This is a genomic window from Stenotrophomonas daejeonensis, assembly GCF_001431505.1.
Taxonomy (GTDB): domain Bacteria; phylum Pseudomonadota; class Gammaproteobacteria; order Xanthomonadales; family Xanthomonadaceae; genus Stenotrophomonas; species Stenotrophomonas daejeonensis.
This window is the reverse complement of record NZ_LDJP01000012.1, coordinates 1-19,522: the sequence shown is the minus strand read 5'-3', so window position 1 is coordinate 19,522 and position 19,522 is coordinate 1. Positions and strand designations below refer to the sequence as shown.

Sequence of the window (19,522 nt, the reverse complement as noted above, 5' to 3'; positions counted from 1 at the left end):
AGGAAGGGGCAGTGACGCCTGTCCACTGTCTTAATGCTCGGCCACCGCATGTCCTGCCGGAATGACGCTCAGATGCCGAGCGCGCGCAGGCCCGGACAGTCGTGCGCACGCTCCCACATGCGCTGGAACCGTGTTTCGTGCGCGAGTGCCCGGGCCGGTGAGTCCAGCGACAGCTCGCCGTCGGGGCGTTCGCCCATTGGACGAAAGTAGCAGTCGCCGGTGTCGTTGAGGATGGCCGCCGAGGTCGCTGCGGCATCGGCCGGGTCGGCCGGCCCGCGCAGCACGAACACGCTGGGCAGGCGCTGCATCAGCGCCAGCAGCGCGGCCGGCAAGGCCTGCAGGTCGCCGTCGTGCAGCAATACCAGGGCCTGCTTGTCGTGGCGGGCGCTGGCGAAGCGGCGCAGGGCCTGCAGTACCGGCGGCTGGCCGAGCAGGGGGGCATCGCCGCCACGGCAATGCAGCAGCAGCCGGCGCCGTGCGCGGTGGGCCACGGCGGTGGCCGCGGCCGTGCCCTGGGCCGGGTCCTGCACGTGCATGGGGCCGTCCAGCCGCCGGCGCATGGTCTGGTGGACGATGCCGGCCTCCTCGAATTCCGTGCCTTCGGGCAGGAAGCCGTTGCGGACGTAGAAATTGCGGGCGCCGAGCTGGGCATGCAGCGACACCTCGTCCCAGCCGCGGCGGCCGGCTTCGGCGACCAGTGCCTGCAGCAGGGCGGCGCCGACGTCGCGGTTGCGCCAGCCGGCGGCCACCGCCATGCGGCCGATGCGCCGCTGCGGCGTCAACCGGCCGGTACCGACGACCTGGCCGGCCGCGTCCAGGGCGATGACGTGGTGGCTGAGCGGGTCGAGTTCGTCGGTTTCCAGCTCCATCGGGACCCGCTGCTCGTCGACGAACACGGCCCGGCGCAACGCGTGCAGCTGTTCGTGCCGGCACGCGTAGTCGGCAGCCTCGATGCGGATGGCGGCGGGGGCGTCCATCGCGACGGCTTACGCGCGGTCGTCCCCGTCGTCGCAGATCACCACGACCTCGACGCCTTCCTCGCTGACCTGCACGGTGTCGATGGCGGCGCTGGCCGGTTCGCCTGCGCCGGCCTCGGTGTATTCGATGACCTCGATTTCGAATTCCGGGGCGTCGGCATCCTCGTCGAACGCTTCCTCCATGACGTCCAGCGCATCCTGCTCGGCCAGCATCGCCGCCAGCGTTTCGGCATCCAGCAACTGGTAGTGGCCGCCGGCCAGCAGTTCCAGCACAGCGGCGCGGCCCTTGGCCGAGAGCCTGGCGAAGGCGGTGTCATCGAGTCGTTCGGCGGCGGCCAGCGTCTGCGCGTCCTTGACCGGCAGCGCGAAGTTGCGGCCGGAGCAATACAGCGATGCGCCACGGCTGGCGCGGCGCCAGGCCAGCCGCGCCCACGGGTGGCGTTCGAGCAGGCCGCCTTCGGCCAGCACGGTTTCCACTTCTTCCGGCGCGGGAGGCGCCTGCGAGGGCAGGATGTCGCCGGCGGCGCGGTAGGTGGTGATGAAGCGGCCGAACCAGTCGCCGAGGCGGTCCGGGTCGTTCATGCGCAGGGCATTGAGCGCGGCGACCACACGCGCCATTGCCGCCGCGTCTATCTCGTTGGGGTCGGCCGGCAGCTTCAGGTCCGGGTCCTGGTAGCGGATCGCCTCGTCGGCGTCGGCCACCAGGTCGTCCAGCCAGTCGCTGATCAGCTCGGCCGAGGACGGTGCGCGCATGCCGAAGGAGAAGGTCAGGCACGGGTCCACCGCGATGCCGTCGTGCGGCACGTTTGGCGGCAGGTACAGCATGTCGCCCGGCTCCAGCACCCAGTCGTGGGTGGGCTTGAAGCTCTTGAGCAGCTTCAGCTCCACGTCGTCGCGGAAGCCCAGCGGCGGGCGCTTGCCCTTGGTGGATTCGCTGGCGTCGATCTTCCAGTGGCGCCGGCCATGGGCCTGCAGCAGGAACACGTCGTACTGGTCCACGTGCGCGCCGACGCCGCCGCCGGTGGCGGCGAAGCTGATCATCACGTCGTCCATGCGCCAGCGCGGCAGGAAGCCGAAGTGGTCCACCAGCGCGCGCACGTCGGCATCCCACTTGTCCACGTCCTGCACCAGCAGGGTCCAGTCGTGGTCGGGCATGCCGGGGAAGTCTTCCTCGTTGAACGGGCCGGTGCGCAGCGTCCACGCGTCGGTCGCCGGGTCATGGCTGACGATGCGCGCCAGCGCGCCTTCCTCGCAGGCCAGCCCGGCGAGGTCTTCGGGCTGCACCGGGGTCTGGAAACCGGCGAAGGCGCCGCGGATCAGCAGCGGGCGCTTCTGCCAATAGTCGCGCAGGAAGCGCTCGGCGGGCATGCCCAGCATCAGGCCGGGGCGGGCCTGGACTTCGATGGGGAAGGTTTTTGGCTTGGCGGTGGCCATGGGGAAATCCTTGGATTGCGGGGTAGGAGCGCACCTTGGTGCGCGATGGGGCTTTGCCGGGAAAGCCAAGTCGCGCACCAAGGTGCGCTCCTACGGGAAAGTTCAGATGGCCTTGGCCAGTTCGGCGGCCAAACCGGTATAGCTGCCCGGCGTCATCGCCAGCAGGCGCTGCCTGGCGTCTTCCGGCAGTTCCAGCGATTCGATGAAGGCACGCATCGACCTGGCGGTGATGCCCTGGCCGCGGGTCAGCGCCTTGAGCTGCTCGTAGGGGTTGGGCAGGCCGTGGCGGCGCATCACCGTCTGCACCGCTTCGGCCAGCACTTCCCACGCCGCGTCGAGGTCGGCGTCCAGCCGCTGCGGGTTCACCTCCAGCTTGCCCAGGCCCTTGGCCAGCGAGTCCAGCGCCACCTGGGTGTGGCCGAAGGAGGTGCCGAGCGCGCGCAGCACGGTGGAGTCGGTCAGGTCGCGCTGCCAGCGGCTGATCGGCAGCTTGGCGCTGAAGTGCTCGAACAGGGCGTTGGCGATGCCGAAGTTGCCCTCGGCGTTCTCGAAGTCGATCGGGTTGACCTTGTGCGGCATGGTCGAGGAGCCGACTTCGCCTTCCTTGAGCCTCTGCTTGAAGTAGCCCAGCGAGACATAGCCCCAGATGTCGCGGGCCAGGTCGATCAGGATGGTGTTGGCGCGGCGGGTGGCGTCGCCGATCTCGGCGACGTTGTCGTGCGGCTCGATCTGGGTGGTGTAGGGGTTGAACACCAGCCCCAGCGATTCGACGAACTTCCGTGCGAAGACCGGCCAGTCCACGTCGGGGTAGGACACGACGTGGGCGTTGTAGTTGCCGACGGCGCCATTGATCTTGCCGGTCAGCTCGACCGCGGCGATCTGCCGGACCTGCCGTTCCAGGCGGGCGACGACGTTGGCGATTTCCTTGCCCAGGGTGGTCGGCGAGGCGGTCTGGCCGTGGGTGCGCGAGAGCATCGGCTGCGTCGCCTGCTCGTGCGCCAGCTTGCGCAGCGTGGCGGCGATGCCTGCGTAGGCCGGCAGCAGCACCTTTTCGCGCGCTTCGGCCAGCATCAGGCCATAGGACAGGTTGTTGATGTCCTCGCTGGTGCAGGCGAAATGCACGAACTCCAGCGCCGGGGCCAGTTCGGTGTCGTCGCGCAGGCGTTCCTTGATGAAGTACTCCACGGCCTTGACGTCGTGGTTGGTGGTGCGTTCGATTTCCTTGACCCGGGCCGCGTCGGCCGGGCTGAAGCCTTCGGCCAGCGCGCGCAGCGTGGCCTTGCCGGCGGCGGAGAAGTCGGCCAGCTCGGCGATGCCCGGCTCGGCGGCCAGCGCCAGCAGCCATTCGATTTCCACCTTCACCCGGGCGCGGATCAGGCCGTACTCGGAGAAGATCGGGCGCAGCGCGTCCACCTTGGAGGCGTAGCGGCCATCGAGCGGGGACAGGGCGAGCAGGGCAGAGTCGGTCATGGGGGCCGGAGGGTGATGACGATGGGGGCCATATTCTACGGCAGGGTCGGGCGGCTGCTCGCCGGGCCCCGAAGCCCCCTGTAGGAGCGGCGTCAGTCGCGACCGGGCATTCCCGGTATAGCCCCATCGCGACTGACGTCGCTCCTGCGGGGAGCGGGGAGGCTGGCCTCCATCGCCTCGCGCGGCACCGCGGCGTATCCTGCGCGCAGCCGCCAGCCCGGGCCTTCGCGCCGCCAGCCGCTGACTTCCTTACCCACATCAGGAGATTGCGAATGAGCGAAAAATACCGGCTCGAACACGACAGCATGGGCGAACTGCAGGTGCCGGCCGAGGCGCTGTGGGGGGCACAGACCCAGCGCGCGGTGCAGAATTTCCCGGTGTCCGGGCAGCGCATGCCGCGTGCCTTCATCCGTGCGCTGGGCCTGATCAAGGGCGCGGCCGCCGAGGTCAATGCCGGCCTGGGGCTGCTGCCCAAGGGCGTGGGCAGGGCGATCGCGGCGGCGGCGGCGGAAGTGGCGGCCGGCGCGCACGACGCGCATTTCCCGCTGGACGTCTACCAGACCGGCTCGGGCACCTCGTCGAACATGAACGCCAACGAGGTCATCGCCACGCTCGCCAACCTGGGCGGCAAGGCCGGCAAGACCCGCGTGCACCCCAACGACCACGTCAACCTCGGGCAGAGTTCCAACGACGTGATCCCCACTGCCATCCGCGTCTCGGCGCAGCTGGAAACGGTGGAAACGCTGCTGCCGGCGCTCAAGCACCTGCGCCGGACCATCGACAGGCGCGGGCGTTCGCTGGGCAAGGTGGTCAAGACCGGGCGCACCCACCTGATGGATGCGATGCCGCTGACCTTCGCGCAGGAGTTCGGCGCATGGTCGGCGCAGCTGGCCTCGGCGCAGGGGCGCATCGAGGACGCGCTCAAGCGCCTGCGCCGGCTGCCGCTGGGCGGCACCGCGATCGGTACCGGCATCAACGCCGACCCGCGCTTCGGCGGCAAGGTGGCGCGCGCGCTTTCGGCGGGCACCGGGGTCAGGTTCGACAGCGCCGACAACAAGTTCGAGGGGCTGGCCGCGCAGGACGACGCGGTTGAACTGTCCGGCCAGCTCAACACGCTGGCGGTGGCGCTGATCAAGATCGCCAACGACCTGCGCTGGATGAACGCCGGGCCGCTGGCCGGGCTCGGCGAGGTGGAACTGCCGGCGCTGCAGCCGGGCAGTTCGATCATGCCGGGCAAGGTCAACCCGGTGATCCCGGAGGCGACGGTGATGGCCGCCGCGCAGGTCATCGGCCACCACACCGCGATCACCGTGGCCGGGCAGACCGGCAACTTCCAGTTGAACGTGACCCTGCCGCTGATCGCGGCCAACCTGCTCGATTCGATCCAACTGCTGTCCAGCGTGATGAACCTGCTGGCCGACAAGGTGTTCGCCGGGCTGGTGGTCAAGCAGGAGCGGGTGCGCGAGGCGCTGGCCCGCAACCCGATCCTGGTGACCGCGCTCAACCCCATCATCGGCTACGAAAAGGCCGCGGCCATCGCCAAGCGCGCCTACAAGGAGCAGCGCCCGGTGCTGGACGTGGCGCGCGAGGACAGCGGGCTGCCGGAGGCGGAGCTGAAGCGGCTGCTGGACCCGGCGGCGCTTACCCGCGGCGGTATCCACGGGTGAGTGCCGCAGGTGCGGGGCTTGCCCCGCGCAGGGACGTTCCCGGTGAGGCTTCATGCGGGGCGAGCCCCGCATCCACGGCTTTCAGCGCACCGCGCGCAGGTTGGCCAGCGCCTCGCCGTATTCCTTGAATTCGGGAATGCCGGTGGCCAGGTCGGCCGGGAAGGGCGGCTGCCCGGGCGCGTGCTGGATCGGCACGCTGCGTTCGCCGGCGCCGTCGGTCGTGGCGGCGTCGGTCGTGGCGGCGTCGGTCAGGGTGTTCTGGCGCAGGATCTGCAGCTTGACGAAGCTGTCCTGCAGCACTTCCTGCTGCGCCGGCTTCAGCGGGATCTCGATGTCGTCCACCCGCAGGTGGCCGCCGGGCAGGATGGTCAGGTTGGGATAGGGCGCACGCCGTATCGCCACCATGCCCGCGCTGACCTCGGTCTTGGGCTTGCTGCGCTCGGCGCGGTGGGCCGCGTACTTTTCGCGGTCGCCGCAGCCGCTGAGCAGGGTGGCGCAGGCGAGCAGGACGGGTAGCAGCTTCTTCATGGCGACGGTACGGGGACGAACGGCAGGGGCGGCATTCTACCGCCGCTGCCGGGCGTCACGGCTTAGCGCAGGGTCACGCTGCCCTTGCGGCATTCCTCGATGTCGTCCTGGTCCATGGTGGCGTAGGGCTTGAACTCGGGGACGGCCGTGGCCAGTTGCTGCTGGGTGGCGAGCATGGCCGGCATCTGCTCGCAGATCTTCAGGGCGCTTTCTTCCAGCCGCTTCGCCTCGGCGTTGACCCGTTCCTCGATCTTGTCGGTATCGCCGGAGAAGATGCCCTTGATCGCCTCGCCTGCCGCGCGCATGCCGAGGTTCGCGCCCTGCACGCCGACATCGATGCCGGCTTCGGCCACCTTCACGATCTGCGTGCGGTAGTCCAGCAGCAGCTTGCGCTGGGCGTCGTCGATGGCGACCGCCTTGCCGTCGATCAACAGGTCGCCGGCCGGGGTGATTTCCGCCTTGACGCCGTTGTTGCGGGAAACGCTGATGTTCTCCGTGGCCAGCTTCCTGCGGGCCTCGTCGGTGGCCTCGCGCACCTTCTTGCCAAGCGTGGTGTCGGCGGTTTCGGTCGCGGTGGAGGAGGATGGCTGCCCGCCGCAGGCGGCCAGCGGCAGGCACAGCAGCAGGGCGAACAGGCAGGTATCGAGCTTCTTCATGGCGGCGTCCTTTGCGGGAAAGTGGAAGGGGTCAGTGCTTTTTCGGCAGGTCGACGCTGCCGCGGACGTCGCGGTGGTCGATCGAGCCGCTGCCGCGGCGGCGCACGCTCAGGCTGGCGGCGCCGCGCACGTCGAGGTCGCCCGACCCCAGCGTGCCCAGCGTCACCGCGCCCTGCACGCCGTCGAGTTCGACATCGCCCGAACCGATGCTGTCGATGCTCACCGCACCCTGCACGTCGCGCAGTTGCAGGTCGCCGGAGCCGATGCTGCCGACCTTGGCCTCGCCGCGCACGCCGCGGGCCTGGACGTCGCCGGAACCGACCGACAGCAGGTGCAGCGTGCCGACGTTGTCCAGCTCGACATCGCCCGAGCCGACCGCGACGCTTGCCAGGCCGCCGATGTCGCGCGCCTTGACGTCGCCGGAACCGACGTCGGCGCTCATCGCCCGCGCGCCGCCCAGCGTGGCGTCGCCGGAGCCGACCTTGAGCTGTACCAGCAGGGTGTCCGGCAAGGTGCCGGCGATGTCCAGCCAGGCATAGGTGCTGCCGAGGTTGAAGTTCAGCCCCGGCTGCTTGCGTTCCAGCGTGACGGTCAGTTTGTCGCCGCTCTTGTGCTGGCCCAGCGACAGCTGGCCCAGCAGGTCCTGGCTGGAGGCACAGGCGCGGCCGGACAATGCCCCCTTGGCGCCGGGGCCGGCCTGCAGGCGCAGGTCGTGGCTGTTGACTTCGAACACCACCGCCTTCACTCCTGCCAGGTCCAGTTCCAGTGCCTGCGGCTGGCTGAACTTGCAGTGTTCTTCGGCGAAGGCACTGGCCGGCAGCAGGGCCAGGGCGAACAGCAGGGGCGTGATCTTCATCGGGATTCCTCGCGGGCGTAATTGGTCGGATTTTGCGGTCAGATTTCGTCGCGGCGCTGGCGCAGCCAGATGGCGGCGGCGATGAACAACGCGCCGACGACCACGCCGATCCACAATTGCGGGCTGGCCAGGGTCGCCAACTGGTCGGCCGGGGTGAAGCCATCCAGCACCGAACGCAGCGACTGACCCTGCGTGGACTTGGCCTGGTAAGCCACTTCGACGCCAGGGAAGGTGCCCAGCAGCAGGCGGCCGACCACGTGCGCCCAGAACCAGCCGGCATCCAGCGCGAACAGCTTCATCAGCCCGAACCAGCTGACGACGACCCCGGCGAACACCGGCAGCATCACCGCCCACAGGAACGGCTTGCTCCTGGCCCATGCCGAGCACAGCAGCAGCCAGCCGACGGTAGGCAGCGCCCACAGCGCGTAGACCGGCACCCAGCACAGCATCCCGGCGATGAGGGTGAACGGGCTGGACGGCGCCCAGACCAGCGTCACCGGGTTGCCGCCGTGGGCCAGCACCACGATGCTGATGATCGCGATGAAGCCGAACATGGTGAGGATGGCCGCCAGCGTTGCCAGCACCGGCGCGACGACCACCGCGCTGGCCAGCTTGGACAGCACCGTCTGCGTGTCGGACAGCGGCAGCGACTTCCAGAACAGCACGCTGCGGTCGCGGCGGTCGTCGTACAGCGCGCCCAGACAATAGAAGAACACCACGAAGCCGAGCACCATGAACGGCCATGCCGAACTGAGCAGCAGGGTGAAGTTCATGCCTTCGCCGAGCTTGACCATGTCTTCCGGCGACATCTGCCGGGTGAGCATGCCCAGGTCCAGGCCGTTGACGTTGACGCCATCGATATGCAGGCCGCCATTGGCTGCGGCGCGGTGGGCGGCGAACAGCCCGGCGATGATCGCCATCACCGTCAGCAGCAGCGAGACGCCGCCGGCCACCAGCGGCGCGCGCAGGAAGCCGCCGCGGTTTTCCCAGTATTCGCGCTTGAGCAGCCACTTGAACTTGCCCAGAGGGGTGATGTGGTGGACGGCGTTCATGCGTAGGTTCCCTTCATGATGGCCACGAACAGGTCGGCGAGGCCGGGGTTGCGGGTTTCGCCCAGGGCGTCCAGTTGCGCGCGGGTCACGCCGGAGGGCGTGCCATCGGGCAAGGCGCCGTCGTACAGCAGCACGGTCTTGCCGAACGGCAGCGCACGTTCGTCGATGGGTCGCAGTTCGCGCGCGGCCTGCACGGTGTCGGCCGAGGCCAGCAGCTCGGTGTAGCGGCCGGACACGCTTTCCATGTCGGCCGACAGCACGATCCTGCCGTCGCGGATGAACAGCACGTCGGTGAGGATGTGCTCGATCTCCTCGACCTGGTGGGTGGTGATGAGGATGGTCTTCTGCTCGTCGAAATAGTCCTCCAGCAGGCGCTGGTAGAACTCCTTCCGGTACAGGATGTCCAGGCCCAGGGTGGGCTCGTCCAGCACCAGCACGCGGGCATCGATGGCCATCACCAGCGCCAGGTGCAACTGCACCACCATGCCCTTGGACAGCTCGCCCACGCGTTGCTTCGGCAGCAGCTTGGTGTTGGCGAGGAAGCGCTCGCAGCGGGCGCGGTCGAAGCGCGGGTGCACGCCGGCGACGAAGTCGATGGCTTCCTTCACCCGCATCCAGCGCGGCAGCACCGCCACGTCGGCGATGAAGCAGACGTCGTTCATCAACGCGTTGCGCTGGCGGCGCGGGTCCATGCCCAGCACCTGCAGCTCGCCCTCGAACGCGGTCAGGCCGAGCATGGCCTTCAGCGCGGTGGTCTTGCCCGCGCCGTTGGGGCCGATCAGGCCGACGATGCGCCCCGGCGCGATGGTGAAACTGGTGTCGTCCAGCGCCGGCTTGCGCTTGTAGGCCTTGCGCAGGCCGCGGGCGGAAACGACGGTTTCGGCAGTGGCGTTCATTGTTTGGTCCCCGATGGCAGCAAATCGTCCAGGCTCAGCCCCAGGCGCTGGATGCGCTCCAGCACGCCGGGCCACTCTTCGTTGAGAAAGCGCTCGCGCTCGCTGCCGCGCAGCTTGCGCGCGGCCTCCTCGGTCATGAACATGCCGAGGCCGCGGCGCTTCTCGACCAGGTTCTCGTCGGCCAGTTCCTGGTAGGCGCGCGAGACGGTGATCGGGTTGAGCTGGTATTCGGCGGCCACCTGGCGCACCGAGGGCAGGGCGTCGCCCGGCTTGATGATGCCGTCCAGCATCATCGCGATGACCCGGTCCTTCAGCTGGCGGTAGATCGGAGCGCCATCGCTCCAGTGGATGTCGCTCATGGTCAGCTCCGTGGGTTCAGCGGACGTGCGAACGAGAAATAGGGCAGGGACAGGCTGGTGCGCACCCGCCGCGCGTGGCGCCGGGCCTTCTCCGGCAGGTCGGCCTCGGCCTCGGCCGCTTCGCCGGCAAGGCCGGCATCGGGCGTCGGCGCGGCGCTGCGGCCGGCCGGCATGGACAGGGTGCAGCCGAGCAGCAGCAGCGTACCGGCGGCGGCAAGCGCTGGCAGGGCAGGGCGACAGTGCTTCAGGTCCATTGCGATCCCCGTACAGGGTGTCTGGTGTTGTATGCAACTATAACACCGATACGCCGACATGCAACTCCCCTGTAACCCAACTGATGGCCTAGTCTTTGCCGACGCCGATGGGCAACCGGGAGAACACAGATGGCACTTCGAAATTTCCTGCTGGGCATGGCGATCGCCGGCCTTTTCATGGCGCCGGCCCATGCCGGGGACCAATCCCTGCTGGACCGCGACTACCGCCCGCTGGCCGGCAAGGAGCCGGTCAACCTGAACCATGACTATGGCGGCAAGGTACTGCTGGTGGTCAACACCGCCTCCAAGTGCGGCTATACGCCGCAATACGAAGGGTTGGAGGCGCTGCACCAGGAACTGGGCGGCCGCGGCTTCGCCGTGCTCGGCTTTCCTTCCAACGACTTCAAGGGCCAGGAGCCGGGCACCGAGGTGGAGATCCAGGAGTTCTGCACGCTGACCTACGGGGTGAAGTTCCCGATGTTCGAGAAGGTGCACGTGGTCGGCGACGATGCCACCCCGCTGTACCGCGACCTCACCCGCCTGACCGGCGTCGCGCCGGGCTGGAACTTCCACAAGTACCTGATCGCGCGCGACGGCCGGGTGGTGGCGCAGTTCCCGAGCAAGGTGCGCCCGGACGATGCCGGGCTGCGCGCGGCGATCGAGCGCGAGCTTGCGGCACCGGCCCCGCACCAGCATTGAGCGGTGCCGCGCGCACCTCGACATCACCGGCACGCGTGCGACAATGGCGCCCCTCGCGCCGATGGCGGCGTTTGTTCACTTCCAGAGAATGCAGCGAATGAAGATGGGAAAGCGTGGCGCCACGGCGTCGCTTCTGATTCTGGCAATGGCCGCCACCGGTGTCGCCATCGCGCAACAACCCGCCGCCCCGGCGGCCACCAAGGAGAAGTCCGTTTTGACCTCGGAACGTGAAAAAGTCGGTTACGCCATCGGCGTGGATGTCGCCAGTTCGTTCGAGCCGGTTGCCGCCGACGTGGATGTCGCCGCGCTGCGCCGCGCCGTGGAAAACGCCTTCGCCGGCGGCCAGCCGCTGCTGTCGCAGGAAGAGGCGCAGCAGACCGACCAGGCCCTGCGCACGACGATGATGGTGCGCGCCGGGCAGCCGGTGCCGGGCATGGCGCCGGGCAGCCAGCCGCCGCCGGTGGACCGCGAGAAGGTCGGCCTGATGCTGGGCAGCTACGCCGTCGGCCCGTCGCTGGCGCCGATCAAGGACGAGATCGACCTGGACGCGACCTTCCAGGCCATCGCCACCCTCTTCGCCAAGGGCACCCCGCTGATGGACCGCCAGCAGGCGCAGGCCACGCTGCAGGCCTACAGCACCGCCAAGCAGGCCGCCGCCGCCGGCAAGAACCGCGAGGAAGGCGTCGCCTTCCTGGCCAAGAACAAGACCCAGCCGGGCGTGGTGACCACCGCCTCGGGCCTGCAGTACCAGGTGCTGCGCGCCGGCAACGGCGAGCGCCCGGTGGCCAGCAGCCGGGTGCGGGTGAACTACGAGGGCAAGCTGCTCGACGGCACCGTGTTCGACAGCAGCTACGAGCGTGGCCAACCGGTCGATTTCGGCCTGGGTCAGGTCATCAAGGGCTGGACCGAGGGCGTGGCGCTGATGCCGGCCGGTTCCAAGTACCGCTTCTGGATTCCGTCCGAGCTGGCCTACGGCAGCGAAGGCACCCCGGGTGGCCCGATCGGCCCGGACGCGACCCTGACCTTCGACGTCGAACTGCTGAGCGTCCTGCCGTAACCCACCGGAGCCACCGTTTCCAATGCGCGTCGCTATTTTCGGCACCGGTTATGTAGGTCTCGTCACCGGGACCTGCCTGGCCGAAGTGGGGCATGACGTGGTCTGCGTCGACATCGACCCGGCCAAGGTCGATGGCCTGAACCGCGGCATCGTCCCGATCTACGAGCCGGGGCTGGAACCGATGGTGAAGGCCAACCACGCCGCCTCGCGGCTGGCCTTCACCACCGACGCGGCCGCTGCCATCGCGCATGGGCAGGTGGTGTTCATCGCCGTCGGCACGCCGCCGGACGAGGACGGCAGCGCCGACCTGCAATACGTGCTGGCGGTGGCCCGCACCATCGGCCGCCACCTGCAGCGGCCGACCGTGGTGGTCAACAAGTCGACGGTGCCGGTGGGCACCGCCGACCGGGTGCGTGCGGCGATTGCCGGCGAACTGGCCGCGCGCGGCGCGGAAATCGACTTCGACGTGGTTTCCAACCCCGAGTTCCTGAAGGAAGGCGATGCGGTGGCCGACTGCATGCGCCCGGATCGCATCATCGTCGGCGCCACCGACCCCGGGTCGGTGGCGGTGATGCGCCGCCTGTACGCGCCGTTCAACCGCAACCACGACCGCGTGGTGGAGATGGACGTGCGCTCGGCCGAGCTGACCAAATACGCCGCCAACGCGATGCTGGCGACCAAGATCAGCTTCATGAACGAGATCGCCAACATCGCCGAGCGCGTCGGTGCCGACGTCGAGCAGGTGCGCCGGGGCATCGGTTCGGATCCGCGCATCGGCTGGCACTTCATCTATCCCGGCGCCGGCTACGGCGGCTCCTGTTTCCCCAAGGACGTGCGGGCGCTGGCGCGCACTGCCATGCAGCATGGCCACGTGCCGCGGCTGCTGGATGCGGTGGAGGCGGTCAACGATGCGCAGAAAGGACACCTGTTCGAGCTGATCCAGCGCCACTACGACCGCGGCGAGGACGAAGGCGTGCGTGGCAAGACCTTCGCGGTGTGGGGGCTGGCGTTCAAGCCCAATACCGACGACATGCGCGAAGCCTCCAGCCGCCGCCTGCTGGCGCAGTTGTGGGAAGCCGGCGCGCACGTGCGCGTCTACGACCCCGAGGCGATGCAGGAGGCGCGCCGCATCTTCGGCGAGCGCGGGGACCTGATGTTCTGCGAAACCGCCCACGATGCGCTGGAAGGCGCCGATGCATTGGTCGTGGTCACCGAGTGGAAGCAGTTCCGCAGCCCGGATTTCGCGCGCATCGCCGCGGCACTGGGCGACGACGTGGTGTTCGACGGCCGCAACCTGTACCGGCCCGACGAGATCGAAGCGGCCGGGCTGGCCTATTACGGCATCGGCCGGGGGCGTTCACTGCATGTCTGAGTTGTTTCCAAACGAACGCGAGCAGGCGCTGGAAGCGCGCCTGGTCGAACTGGAAATGCGTGTTTCCTTCCAGGAGCATGCACTGGCCGAGCTGAGCGAAGCGCTGGCCGACGCGCGCCTGCAGGGCAGCCGCAACGCCGACGTGCTGCGCGTGTTGCTGGAAGACCTGGGCAAGGTGCGCAACGCACTGTATTCCGCCGATCCGGCGAGCGAGCCGCCGCCCCCGCATTATTGACGCCGCCTTGATTGGTGGCCGGGGCCGGGCTGGCGGGCGCAGGAGCGGCCCGTCCGCAAAGGCTGCCGCCACCAATCGTCACCTATCCCATCAGCCGACACTGCACCATGAGCGACACACTCCGCGACCAACTGCTCGGGTTGGGCTTCAAGTCCCCCCCCAAGCCTGAACGCAAGCCTGAAGCGCGCCGCGACAACCGCCCGCAGGGCAAGCATGGCCAGCAGCCCGGCAACAAGCAGGGCGGCAAGGCCGGCCACGGCGGCAAGCCGGGGCAGGGGGGAAAGCCCGCGCGTGGGGGGCAACCGGCCCCGCGCAAGCCACGCTCGCAGGAAGACATCGACCTGGCCAAGGCCTATGCGATCCGCGCGCAGCGGGAAAAGGACGAGCGCATCGAGGCCGAGCGGCAGAAGCAGGAAGAAGCACGCCTGCGGCGCGAGGCGCGTGCGAAGCTGGACGAGCTGGTCAAGGACAAGGGGTTGAACGACCCCGCCGCCGACATCGCCCGCCACTTCCCGTATGGCGGCAAGATCAAGCGCATCTACGTCACCGCCGAGCAGCTCAGGGCGCTCAACGCCGGGCAGCTGGGCGTGCTGCAGCAGAACGGGCGCTACGTCCTGGTGACCGCCGAGCTGCTGGCCGAGGCGGAGCAGGTCTTCGCCCCGGCCGTGGCGTTGAAGGTGGACCCCGACGCCCCGGCCGGGGACGATCCCTACGCCGATCCGAAGTACCAGGTTCCCGACGATCTGGTCTGGTGAATTCGCTGGAAGCAAGCCCTCCATCGTAGGTGCCGGGCTTGCCCGGCACGGGGCTTGGCAGAGAAAGCCTCATGCGGGGCAAGCCCCGCATCTACGATTGCTTTCTTTCGGGCACGAAGCAGAAGGCGATCAACGCGCCGGCCAGGGCAAAGCAACCGCCGGCGATGAAGGCCACCTTGCCGTCGCCGAAGTGCCACAGCTGGCCGGCGATCAGCGCGCCGAGCACGCCGCCCAGCCCGGACGAGAAACCGTAGAACAACCCTTGCCCGTGGCCGTTGAGGTTGCCGGGGAAATAGCGCGCCAGCAGTTGCATCGCCGAGGCGAAGAACGCGGCGAAGCCGAGGCAATGGGTGGCCTGCGCGGCCAGCATCACCGGCAGGTTCTCCGGCCACAGCGCGGTGGCCCACCAGCGCAGTGCGGCGCTGGCCATCGACACGATCAGCAGCCAGCTGGCGTCCCAGCGGCGGAAGAAGCCGGCGATCAGGAAGAACACCGCCACTTCGAACACCACGCCCACCGTCCACATCAGGCCGAGCATCGCCGCGCCGTAGCCGTGGTGCTCCATGTAGATGGAAAAGAACGTGTAGTACGGCCCGAACGAGAGCTGTTCGAGGAAGGCGGCGACGAAGAACGCCAATACCGGCGGCCGCCGTACGATCGCCCAGAAGCCCTGCACGTGCGCGGCATGGGTGCCGATGTGGCGGGCGTAGCGGTTGCAGAAGGCCGCGCCGGTCATCAACACGAACAGCGGCAGCATCCACCATGGCAGCCCGGCGGCGCCGTGGCGTTCGATCAGCCAGCCGAACAGCATCACCACCGCGATGAAGCCCAGCGAGCCCCACACCCGGATCATGCCGTAGCGGTGGCTGTCGCTGCCCAGGTGGGTGAGGGTGATCGACTCGAACTGCGGCATCACCGCGTTGTAGAAGAAGCAGAAGCCCACCATCACCGCGTACAGCATCCACTGCGGTTGCGGCGGCAGGAAGCCGGCGAAGCTGACGACGGTCAGCACGCAGCCGATGCGCAGCCAGCGGATCGGCCGCGGCGACAACGCCGCCAGCGAGGTCCAGGTGCTGGGCGCGATGACGCGGGTCGCGTACCACAGGCTCATCATCACGCTGATCGCGGTCACGCCCATGCCACGCGATTGCAGGTACAGGCTCCAGTACGGGGTGAATGCGCCCAGCGCGGCGTAGTAGAAGAAATAGAAGCTGGACAAGCGGGCGACGGGGACCGGCGACCGTGGGCTGGCAACGGAAGTCATGGGCGTGCGCGTGGGGCGCGGGAGGACAGGGCGCGGTGTCTTGCCGCGGCGCCTATTGTGCCCTGTATGGCCGGGTCCAAACGGATCGGGTGGATGGATGCAACGGCGGCGGGATCCCTTGCCCCGTCGCCCGTGGCCGCCGTCTGCGGTGCCGGGGTCAGGGCGTCGCTTCGGCGTTCCAGGCCGCGACCTTGGCCTGGGCTTTAGCCACCGCGGCAATGGCAGCGGTGCGCCACCGCAGGGCGCACCGCATCGCCACGCCCGAATGCCGCCGCATCTGCGGGGCGGGTTTCATTCGGGGTCGTAATCGAGGTTGGAGGCCAGCCACCTCTCCGCCTGCGCACGGTCCACGCCCTTGCGCCGCGCGTAGTCGGCCACCTGCTCCTTGGACACCCGGCCGACCACGAAGTACTGGCTCCGCGGATGGCTGAAGTAATAGCCGGACACCGCCGCCGCCGGCAGCATCGCGAAGCCTTCGGTCAGGATCATGCCGGCGTTGCGCTCGGCGTCGAGCAGGTCGAACAGGGTGCGCTTCTCGCTGTGCTCGGGGCAGGCGGGGTAGCCGGGGGCGGGGCGGATGCCGCTGTATTTCTCGGCGATCAGCGCCTCGTTGTCGAGCGCTTCGTCCGCCGCGTAGCCCCAGAATTCGGTGCGCACGCGGTGGTGCAGGCGTTCGGCCAGCGCTTCGGCCAGACGGTCGGCCAGCGCCTTGAGCAGGATCGCGTTGTAGTCGTCGAACTCGGCGCGGAAGCGCTCCAGGTGCGGCTCGATGCCGAGGCCGGCGGTGACGGCGAAACCGCCGACCCAGTCCTGCTTGCCGCTGTCTTCGGGCGCGATGAAGTCGGCCAGGCAGAAATCCGGGCGTTCGGCCGGCTTGTCCACCTGCTGGCGCAGGAAGTGCAGGGTGGTGGGACTGGAGGTGGCGTTGATGACGACGTCGTCGCCGCGGCTGTTGGCCGGCCACAGCCCGAACACCGCCTTGGCGGTCAGCCACTTTTCCGCAATGACCTTGTCCAGCATGGCGCGCGCATCGCGGTACAGCTCGCTGGCCTGGGTGCCGACAATTTCGTCGCTGAGAATGGCCGGGAACTTGCCGGCCAGCTCCCACGCGCTGAAGAACGGCGACCAGTCGATGAACGGCAGCAGGTCGTCCAGCGGCCAGTCGTCGAACACGTGCAGGCCCGGTTGCTTCGGCGCCGGCGGATCGTACTGCGACCAGTCGCAGGTGAAGCGCTGGCCGCGCGCATGTTCCAGCGACACCAGCCGCTTGGCGTCGCCGCGGTTGCGGTGGCGCTGGCGGATCTCGGCGTAGTCGGCCTCGTTGGCCGCCACGAACGGGCCGCGCAGCTCCTCGGAAATCAGCGACTGCGCCACGCCGACCGCGCGCGAGGCGTCCTTCACCCAGATCGTCGGCGATTTGTAGTGCGGGTCGATCTTCAGCGCGGTATGCGCGCGCGAGGTGGTGGCGCCGCCGATCATCAACGGGATGCTCATGCCTTGCCGCTGCATCTCGCGCGCGACGTGGCTCATCTCCTCCAGCGACGGGGTGATAAGGCCCGAAACGCCGATCAAATCGGCGTTTTCCGCCACCGCGGTGTCGATGATCTTCTGCGCCGGCACCATCACCCCGAGGTCGATCACCTCGAAGTTGTTGCAGGCCAGGACCACGCCGACGATGTTCTTGCCGATGTCGTGCACGTCGCCCTTGACCGTGGCCATCACGATCTTGCCATTGCTCTTGCCGACGTCGCCGGTACGCAGCTTCTCGGCCTCGATGAACGGCAGCAGGTAGGCCACCGCCTTCTTCATCACCCGCGCGGACTTGACCACCTGCGGCAGGAACATCTTGCCGGCGCCGAACAAATCGCCGACCACGTTCATGCCGTCCATCAGCGGGCCTTCGATCACGTCCAGCGGGCGCGTGGCCTGTTGCCGGGCTTCCTCGGTGTCTTCCTCGACCCACGCGTCCAGCCCGTGCACCAGCGCGTGCGCCAGCCGCTCGCGCACCGGCTTTTCGCGCCAGCCCAGGTCCTCGACCTTTTTCTCGCCTTTCTTTCCCTTGTAGCGTTCGGCGATTTCCAGCAGGCGCTCGGTGCCGTCCTTGCGGCGGTTGAGGATCACGTCCTCCACGCGCTCGCGCAGTTCCGGGTCGAGCTGGTCGTAGATCGGCAATGCGCCGGCGTTGACGATGCCCATGTCCATGCCGGCCTTGATCGCGTGGTACAGGAACACCGAGTGGATCGCCTGCCGCACCGTCTCGTTGCCGCGGAACGAGAACGACACGTTCGACACGCCGCCGGACACGTGGCAATGCGGCAGCGTCTGCTTGATGATGCGGGTGGCCTCGATGAAGTCCACCGCGTAGTTGTCGTGCTCCTCGATGCCGGTGGCGACGGCGAAGATGTTGGGGTCGAAGATGATGTCCTGCGGCGGGAAGCCGACCTGCTCGACGAGGATGCGATAGGCGCGGGTGCAGATTTCCACCTTGCGCGCGCAGGTGTCGGCCTGGCCTTCTTCATCGAAGGCCATCACCACCGCGGCGGCGCCATAGCGGCGCACCAGCCTGGCGTGTTCGATGAAGGCCGCTTCGCCTTCCTTCATCGAGATCGAGTTGACCACGCTCTTGCCCTGCAGGCACTTCAGGCCGGCCTCGATCACGCTCCATTTCGAGGAGTCGACCATCACCGGGATGCGGGCGATGTCCGGCTCGGACATGATCAGGTTGAGGAAGCGGGTCATCGCCTTTTCGGAGTCGATCAGGCCCTCGTCCATGTTGACGTCGAGGATCTGCGCGCCGCTGGCGACCTGCTGCCGCGCCACGTCCACCGCTTCCTCGTAGCGTTCCTCCTTGATCAGCTTCTTGAACTGCGCGCTGCCGGTGACGTTGGTGCGCTCGCCGACGTTGACGAACAGCAGGTCGGGGGTGATGACCAGCGGTTCCAGCCCGGACAGGCGGGTATGCGGTTGCGTGCTCATGCGGCCTGCTCCTGCGCCTGAGGCAATGCGCGCGGCGGTACGCCGGCCACCGCCTCGGCAATCGCCTTGATGTGCGCCGGGGTGGTGCCGCAGCAGCCGCCGACCAGGTTCAACAAGCCGGAGGTGGCGAACTCCTTCAGCGTGGCGGCCATTTCCTCCGGCGTCTCGTCGTATTCGCCGAAGGCGTTGGGCAGGCCGGCATTCGGGTGGGCGCTGACGTAGCCGCTGGACACCTGCGCCAACGTTTCCACGTGCGGGCGCATGTCGGTCGCGCCGAGCGCGCAGTTGAAGCCGATCGACAGCGGCTGGCCATGCGCGACCGAGGCATGGAAGGCTTCGGCGGTCTGCCCGGACAGGGTGCGGCCGGAGGCATCGGTGATGGTGCCGGAGATCATCACCGGCAGGCGGCCGCCGCGCGCGTCGAAGGCTTCCTCGATGGCGAACAGCGCGGCCTTGGCATTGAGCGTGTCGAAGATGGTTTCCACCATCAGCGTGTCGGCGCCGCCGTCGATCAGGCCGTCGATGGCCTCGCGGTAGGTGCCGCGCAGCTCGTCGAAGCTGGTGTTGCGGAAGCCGGGGTCGTTGACGTTGGGGCTGATCGAGGCGGTGCGGCTGGTCGGGCCGAGCACGCCGATGACGAAGCGCGGCTTGTCCGGCGTGAGTGCCTCGATGGCGTCGCAGCATTGCCGCGCCACCTGCGCGCCGGCCTTGTTCAATTCGTAGACCAGGTGTTCGAGGTGGTAGTCGGCCTGGCTGACCGAGGTGGCATTGAAGGTATTGGTCTCGACCAGGTCGGCGCCGGCCTCCAGGTATTCGGTGTGGATGCCGGCGATGACATCGGGCTTGCTCAGCAACAGCAGGTCGTTGTTGCCTTTCAGGTCATGGCCGCAGCCGGGGCCGTGCACATGGGCGCTGTCGAAGCCATCGACGAAGCGCTGCCCGCGATAGTCGGCTTCCTCCAACCCGTGGCGCTGGATCATCGTGCCCATCGCGCCGTCGATGATCAGGATGCGCT

General features: G+C 68.5%; 19 protein-coding genes. 6 read left to right on the top strand and 13 right to left on the bottom strand.

Annotated features, from left to right (window positions below; genetic code table 11):
* Nucleotides 1-68: 68 nt before the first annotated feature.
* The 3 genes from ABB34_RS02650 to purB all read right to left on the bottom strand — a co-directional run bounded on the left by ABB34_RS02650 (nucleotide 69) and on the right by purB (nucleotide 3,881).
* Nucleotides 69-977 carry a GNAT family N-acetyltransferase gene (locus ABB34_RS02650; RefSeq protein WP_057639692.1) on the bottom strand — a complete coding sequence of 303 codons (909 nt, stop codon included), beginning with the start codon at nucleotides 975-977 and terminating at the stop codon, nucleotides 69-71.
* A gap of 9 nt (nucleotides 978-986) precedes the next feature.
* The gene (locus ABB34_RS02645; RefSeq protein WP_057639691.1) at nucleotides 987-2,411 is read right to left on the bottom strand and encodes a ribosomal protein uL16 3-hydroxylase; all 1,425 of its coding nucleotides are present in this window, start codon (nucleotides 2,409-2,411) and stop codon (nucleotides 987-989) included.
* A gap of 102 nt (nucleotides 2,412-2,513) precedes the next feature.
* The gene (purB, locus tag ABB34_RS02640; RefSeq protein WP_057639690.1) at nucleotides 2,514-3,881 is read right to left on the bottom strand and encodes an adenylosuccinate lyase; all 1,368 of its coding nucleotides are present in this window, start codon (nucleotides 3,879-3,881) and stop codon (nucleotides 2,514-2,516) included.
* 272 nt (nucleotides 3,882-4,153) lie between these two features.
* On the opposite strand from purB, the gene ABB34_RS02635 reads away from it, so the two are divergent.
* A complete protein-coding gene (locus tag ABB34_RS02635; RefSeq protein ID WP_057639689.1) occupies nucleotides 4,154-5,548 on the top strand; it encodes a class II fumarate hydratase in 1,395 nt (464 codons plus the stop codon).
* A gap of 81 nt (nucleotides 5,549-5,629) precedes the next feature.
* Here the strand turns inward: ABB34_RS02635 and ABB34_RS02630 are convergent, their stop codons facing one another.
* The 7 genes from ABB34_RS02630 to ABB34_RS02600 all read right to left on the bottom strand — a co-directional run bounded on the left by ABB34_RS02630 (nucleotide 5,630) and on the right by ABB34_RS02600 (nucleotide 10,149).
* Nucleotides 5,630-6,076: a hypothetical protein gene (locus ABB34_RS02630; protein ID WP_057639688.1), complete on the bottom strand. Its 447-nt coding sequence runs from the start codon at nucleotides 6,074-6,076 to the stop codon at nucleotides 5,630-5,632.
* Between the two features lie 62 nt (nucleotides 6,077-6,138).
* On the bottom strand, nucleotides 6,139-6,732 hold the full coding sequence (locus tag ABB34_RS02625) for a DUF2884 family protein (RefSeq protein ID WP_057639687.1): 594 nt from the start codon (nucleotides 6,730-6,732) through the stop codon (nucleotides 6,139-6,141).
* A 31-nt stretch (nucleotides 6,733-6,763) separates the two neighbouring features.
* Complete coding sequence (locus ABB34_RS02620; RefSeq protein WP_057639686.1) at nucleotides 6,764-7,588, bottom strand: DUF4097 family beta strand repeat-containing protein; 825 nt, start codon at nucleotides 7,586-7,588, stop codon at nucleotides 6,764-6,766.
* 38 nt (nucleotides 7,589-7,626) lie between these two features.
* Nucleotides 7,627-8,640, bottom strand: a complete 1,014-nt coding sequence (locus ABB34_RS02615; RefSeq protein WP_057639685.1) for a hypothetical protein — start codon at nucleotides 8,638-8,640, stop codon at nucleotides 7,627-7,629.
* Nucleotides 8,637-9,536, bottom strand: a complete 900-nt coding sequence (locus ABB34_RS02610; protein WP_057639684.1) for an ABC transporter ATP-binding protein — start codon at nucleotides 9,534-9,536, stop codon at nucleotides 8,637-8,639. The genes ABB34_RS02615 and ABB34_RS02610 overlap by 4 nt, the downstream gene beginning before the upstream one ends.
* A complete protein-coding gene (locus ABB34_RS02605; RefSeq protein ID WP_057639683.1) occupies nucleotides 9,533-9,895 on the bottom strand; it encodes a GntR family transcriptional regulator in 363 nt (120 codons plus the stop codon). Before ABB34_RS02605 ends, ABB34_RS02610 begins: the two co-directional genes overlap by 4 nt.
* Before the next feature lie 2 nt (nucleotides 9,896-9,897).
* A complete protein-coding gene (locus ABB34_RS02600; RefSeq protein WP_057639682.1) occupies nucleotides 9,898-10,149 on the bottom strand; it encodes a hypothetical protein in 252 nt (83 codons plus the stop codon).
* A gap of 129 nt (nucleotides 10,150-10,278) precedes the next feature.
* On the opposite strand from ABB34_RS02600, the gene ABB34_RS02595 reads away from it, so the two are divergent.
* The 5 genes from ABB34_RS02595 to ABB34_RS02575 all read left to right on the top strand — a co-directional run bounded on the left by ABB34_RS02595 (nucleotide 10,279) and on the right by ABB34_RS02575 (nucleotide 14,267).
* Nucleotides 10,279-10,848 (top strand): glutathione peroxidase, encoded by a 570-nt coding sequence (locus ABB34_RS02595; RefSeq protein ID WP_057639681.1) that lies wholly within the window; start codon nucleotides 10,279-10,281, stop codon nucleotides 10,846-10,848.
* A gap of 97 nt (nucleotides 10,849-10,945) precedes the next feature.
* Nucleotides 10,946-11,905 (top strand): FKBP-type peptidyl-prolyl cis-trans isomerase N-terminal domain-containing protein, encoded by a 960-nt coding sequence (locus ABB34_RS02590; protein ID WP_057639680.1) that lies wholly within the window; start codon nucleotides 10,946-10,948, stop codon nucleotides 11,903-11,905.
* 22 nt (nucleotides 11,906-11,927) lie between these two features.
* Nucleotides 11,928-13,277 (top strand): UDP-glucose dehydrogenase family protein, encoded by a 1,350-nt coding sequence (locus ABB34_RS02585; protein WP_057639679.1) that lies wholly within the window; start codon nucleotides 11,928-11,930, stop codon nucleotides 13,275-13,277.
* Nucleotides 13,270-13,512, top strand: coding sequence for a SlyX family protein (locus tag ABB34_RS02580; RefSeq protein ID WP_057639678.1), 243 nt, complete (start codon nucleotides 13,270-13,272; stop codon nucleotides 13,510-13,512). Before ABB34_RS02585 ends, ABB34_RS02580 begins: the two co-directional genes overlap by 8 nt.
* Before the next feature lie 107 nt (nucleotides 13,513-13,619).
* A complete protein-coding gene (locus ABB34_RS02575) occupies nucleotides 13,620-14,267 on the top strand; it encodes a DUF2058 domain-containing protein (protein ID WP_057639677.1) in 648 nt (215 codons plus the stop codon).
* A gap of 91 nt (nucleotides 14,268-14,358) precedes the next feature.
* Here ABB34_RS02575 and ABB34_RS02570 read toward each other — a convergent pair whose 3' ends face one another.
* From ABB34_RS02570 to ABB34_RS02560, 3 genes are all read right to left on the bottom strand, one after another.
* Nucleotides 14,359-15,531, bottom strand: coding sequence for an MFS transporter (locus ABB34_RS02570; protein WP_057639676.1), 1,173 nt, complete (start codon nucleotides 15,529-15,531; stop codon nucleotides 14,359-14,361).
* A 291-nt stretch (nucleotides 15,532-15,822) separates the two neighbouring features.
* Complete coding sequence (gene metH, locus ABB34_RS02565) at nucleotides 15,823-18,507, bottom strand: methionine synthase (RefSeq protein ID WP_057639675.1); 2,685 nt, start codon at nucleotides 18,505-18,507, stop codon at nucleotides 15,823-15,825.
* The coding region (locus tag ABB34_RS02560; protein WP_057639674.1) for a homocysteine S-methyltransferase family protein at nucleotides 18,504-19,522 on the bottom strand (1,019 nt) is incomplete at its 5' end. The genes metH and ABB34_RS02560, both read right to left, overlap by 4 nt.

Bases quoted from the DNA above. Each gene is read 5' to 3' on its own strand.
- ABB34_RS02650 (WP_057639692.1), bottom strand. From the start codon at position 977: ATGGACGCCCCCGCCGCCATCCGCATCGAGGCTGCCGACTACGCGTGC.
- ABB34_RS02645 (WP_057639691.1), bottom strand. From the start codon at position 2,411: ATGGCCACCGCCAAGCCAAAAACCTTCCCCATCGAAGTCCAGGCCCGC.
- purB (WP_057639690.1), bottom strand. From the start codon at position 3,881: ATGACCGACTCTGCCCTGCTCGCCCTGTCCCCGCTCGATGGCCGCTAC.
- ABB34_RS02635 (WP_057639689.1), top strand. From the start codon at position 4,154: ATGAGCGAAAAATACCGGCTCGAACACGACAGCATGGGCGAACTGCAG.
- ABB34_RS02630 (WP_057639688.1), bottom strand. From the start codon at position 6,076: ATGAAGAAGCTGCTACCCGTCCTGCTCGCCTGCGCCACCCTGCTCAGC.
- ABB34_RS02625 (WP_057639687.1), bottom strand. From the start codon at position 6,732: ATGAAGAAGCTCGATACCTGCCTGTTCGCCCTGCTGCTGTGCCTGCCG.
- ABB34_RS02620 (WP_057639686.1), bottom strand. From the start codon at position 7,588: ATGAAGATCACGCCCCTGCTGTTCGCCCTGGCCCTGCTGCCGGCCAGT.
- ABB34_RS02615 (WP_057639685.1), bottom strand. From the start codon at position 8,640: ATGAACGCCGTCCACCACATCACCCCTCTGGGCAAGTTCAAGTGGCTG.
- ABB34_RS02610 (WP_057639684.1), bottom strand. From the start codon at position 9,536: ATGAACGCCACTGCCGAAACCGTCGTTTCCGCCCGCGGCCTGCGCAAG.
- ABB34_RS02605 (WP_057639683.1), bottom strand. From the start codon at position 9,895: ATGAGCGACATCCACTGGAGCGATGGCGCTCCGATCTACCGCCAGCTG.
- ABB34_RS02600 (WP_057639682.1), bottom strand. From the start codon at position 10,149: ATGGACCTGAAGCACTGTCGCCCTGCCCTGCCAGCGCTTGCCGCCGCC.
- ABB34_RS02595 (WP_057639681.1), top strand. From the start codon at position 10,279: ATGGCACTTCGAAATTTCCTGCTGGGCATGGCGATCGCCGGCCTTTTC.
- ABB34_RS02590 (WP_057639680.1), top strand. From the start codon at position 10,946: ATGAAGATGGGAAAGCGTGGCGCCACGGCGTCGCTTCTGATTCTGGCA.
- ABB34_RS02585 (WP_057639679.1), top strand. From the start codon at position 11,928: ATGCGCGTCGCTATTTTCGGCACCGGTTATGTAGGTCTCGTCACCGGG.
- ABB34_RS02580 (WP_057639678.1), top strand. From the start codon at position 13,270: ATGTCTGAGTTGTTTCCAAACGAACGCGAGCAGGCGCTGGAAGCGCGC.
- ABB34_RS02575 (WP_057639677.1), top strand. From the start codon at position 13,620: ATGAGCGACACACTCCGCGACCAACTGCTCGGGTTGGGCTTCAAGTCC.
- ABB34_RS02570 (WP_057639676.1), bottom strand. From the start codon at position 15,531: ATGACTTCCGTTGCCAGCCCACGGTCGCCGGTCCCCGTCGCCCGCTTG.
- metH (WP_057639675.1), bottom strand. From the start codon at position 18,507: ATGAGCACGCAACCGCATACCCGCCTGTCCGGGCTGGAACCGCTGGTC.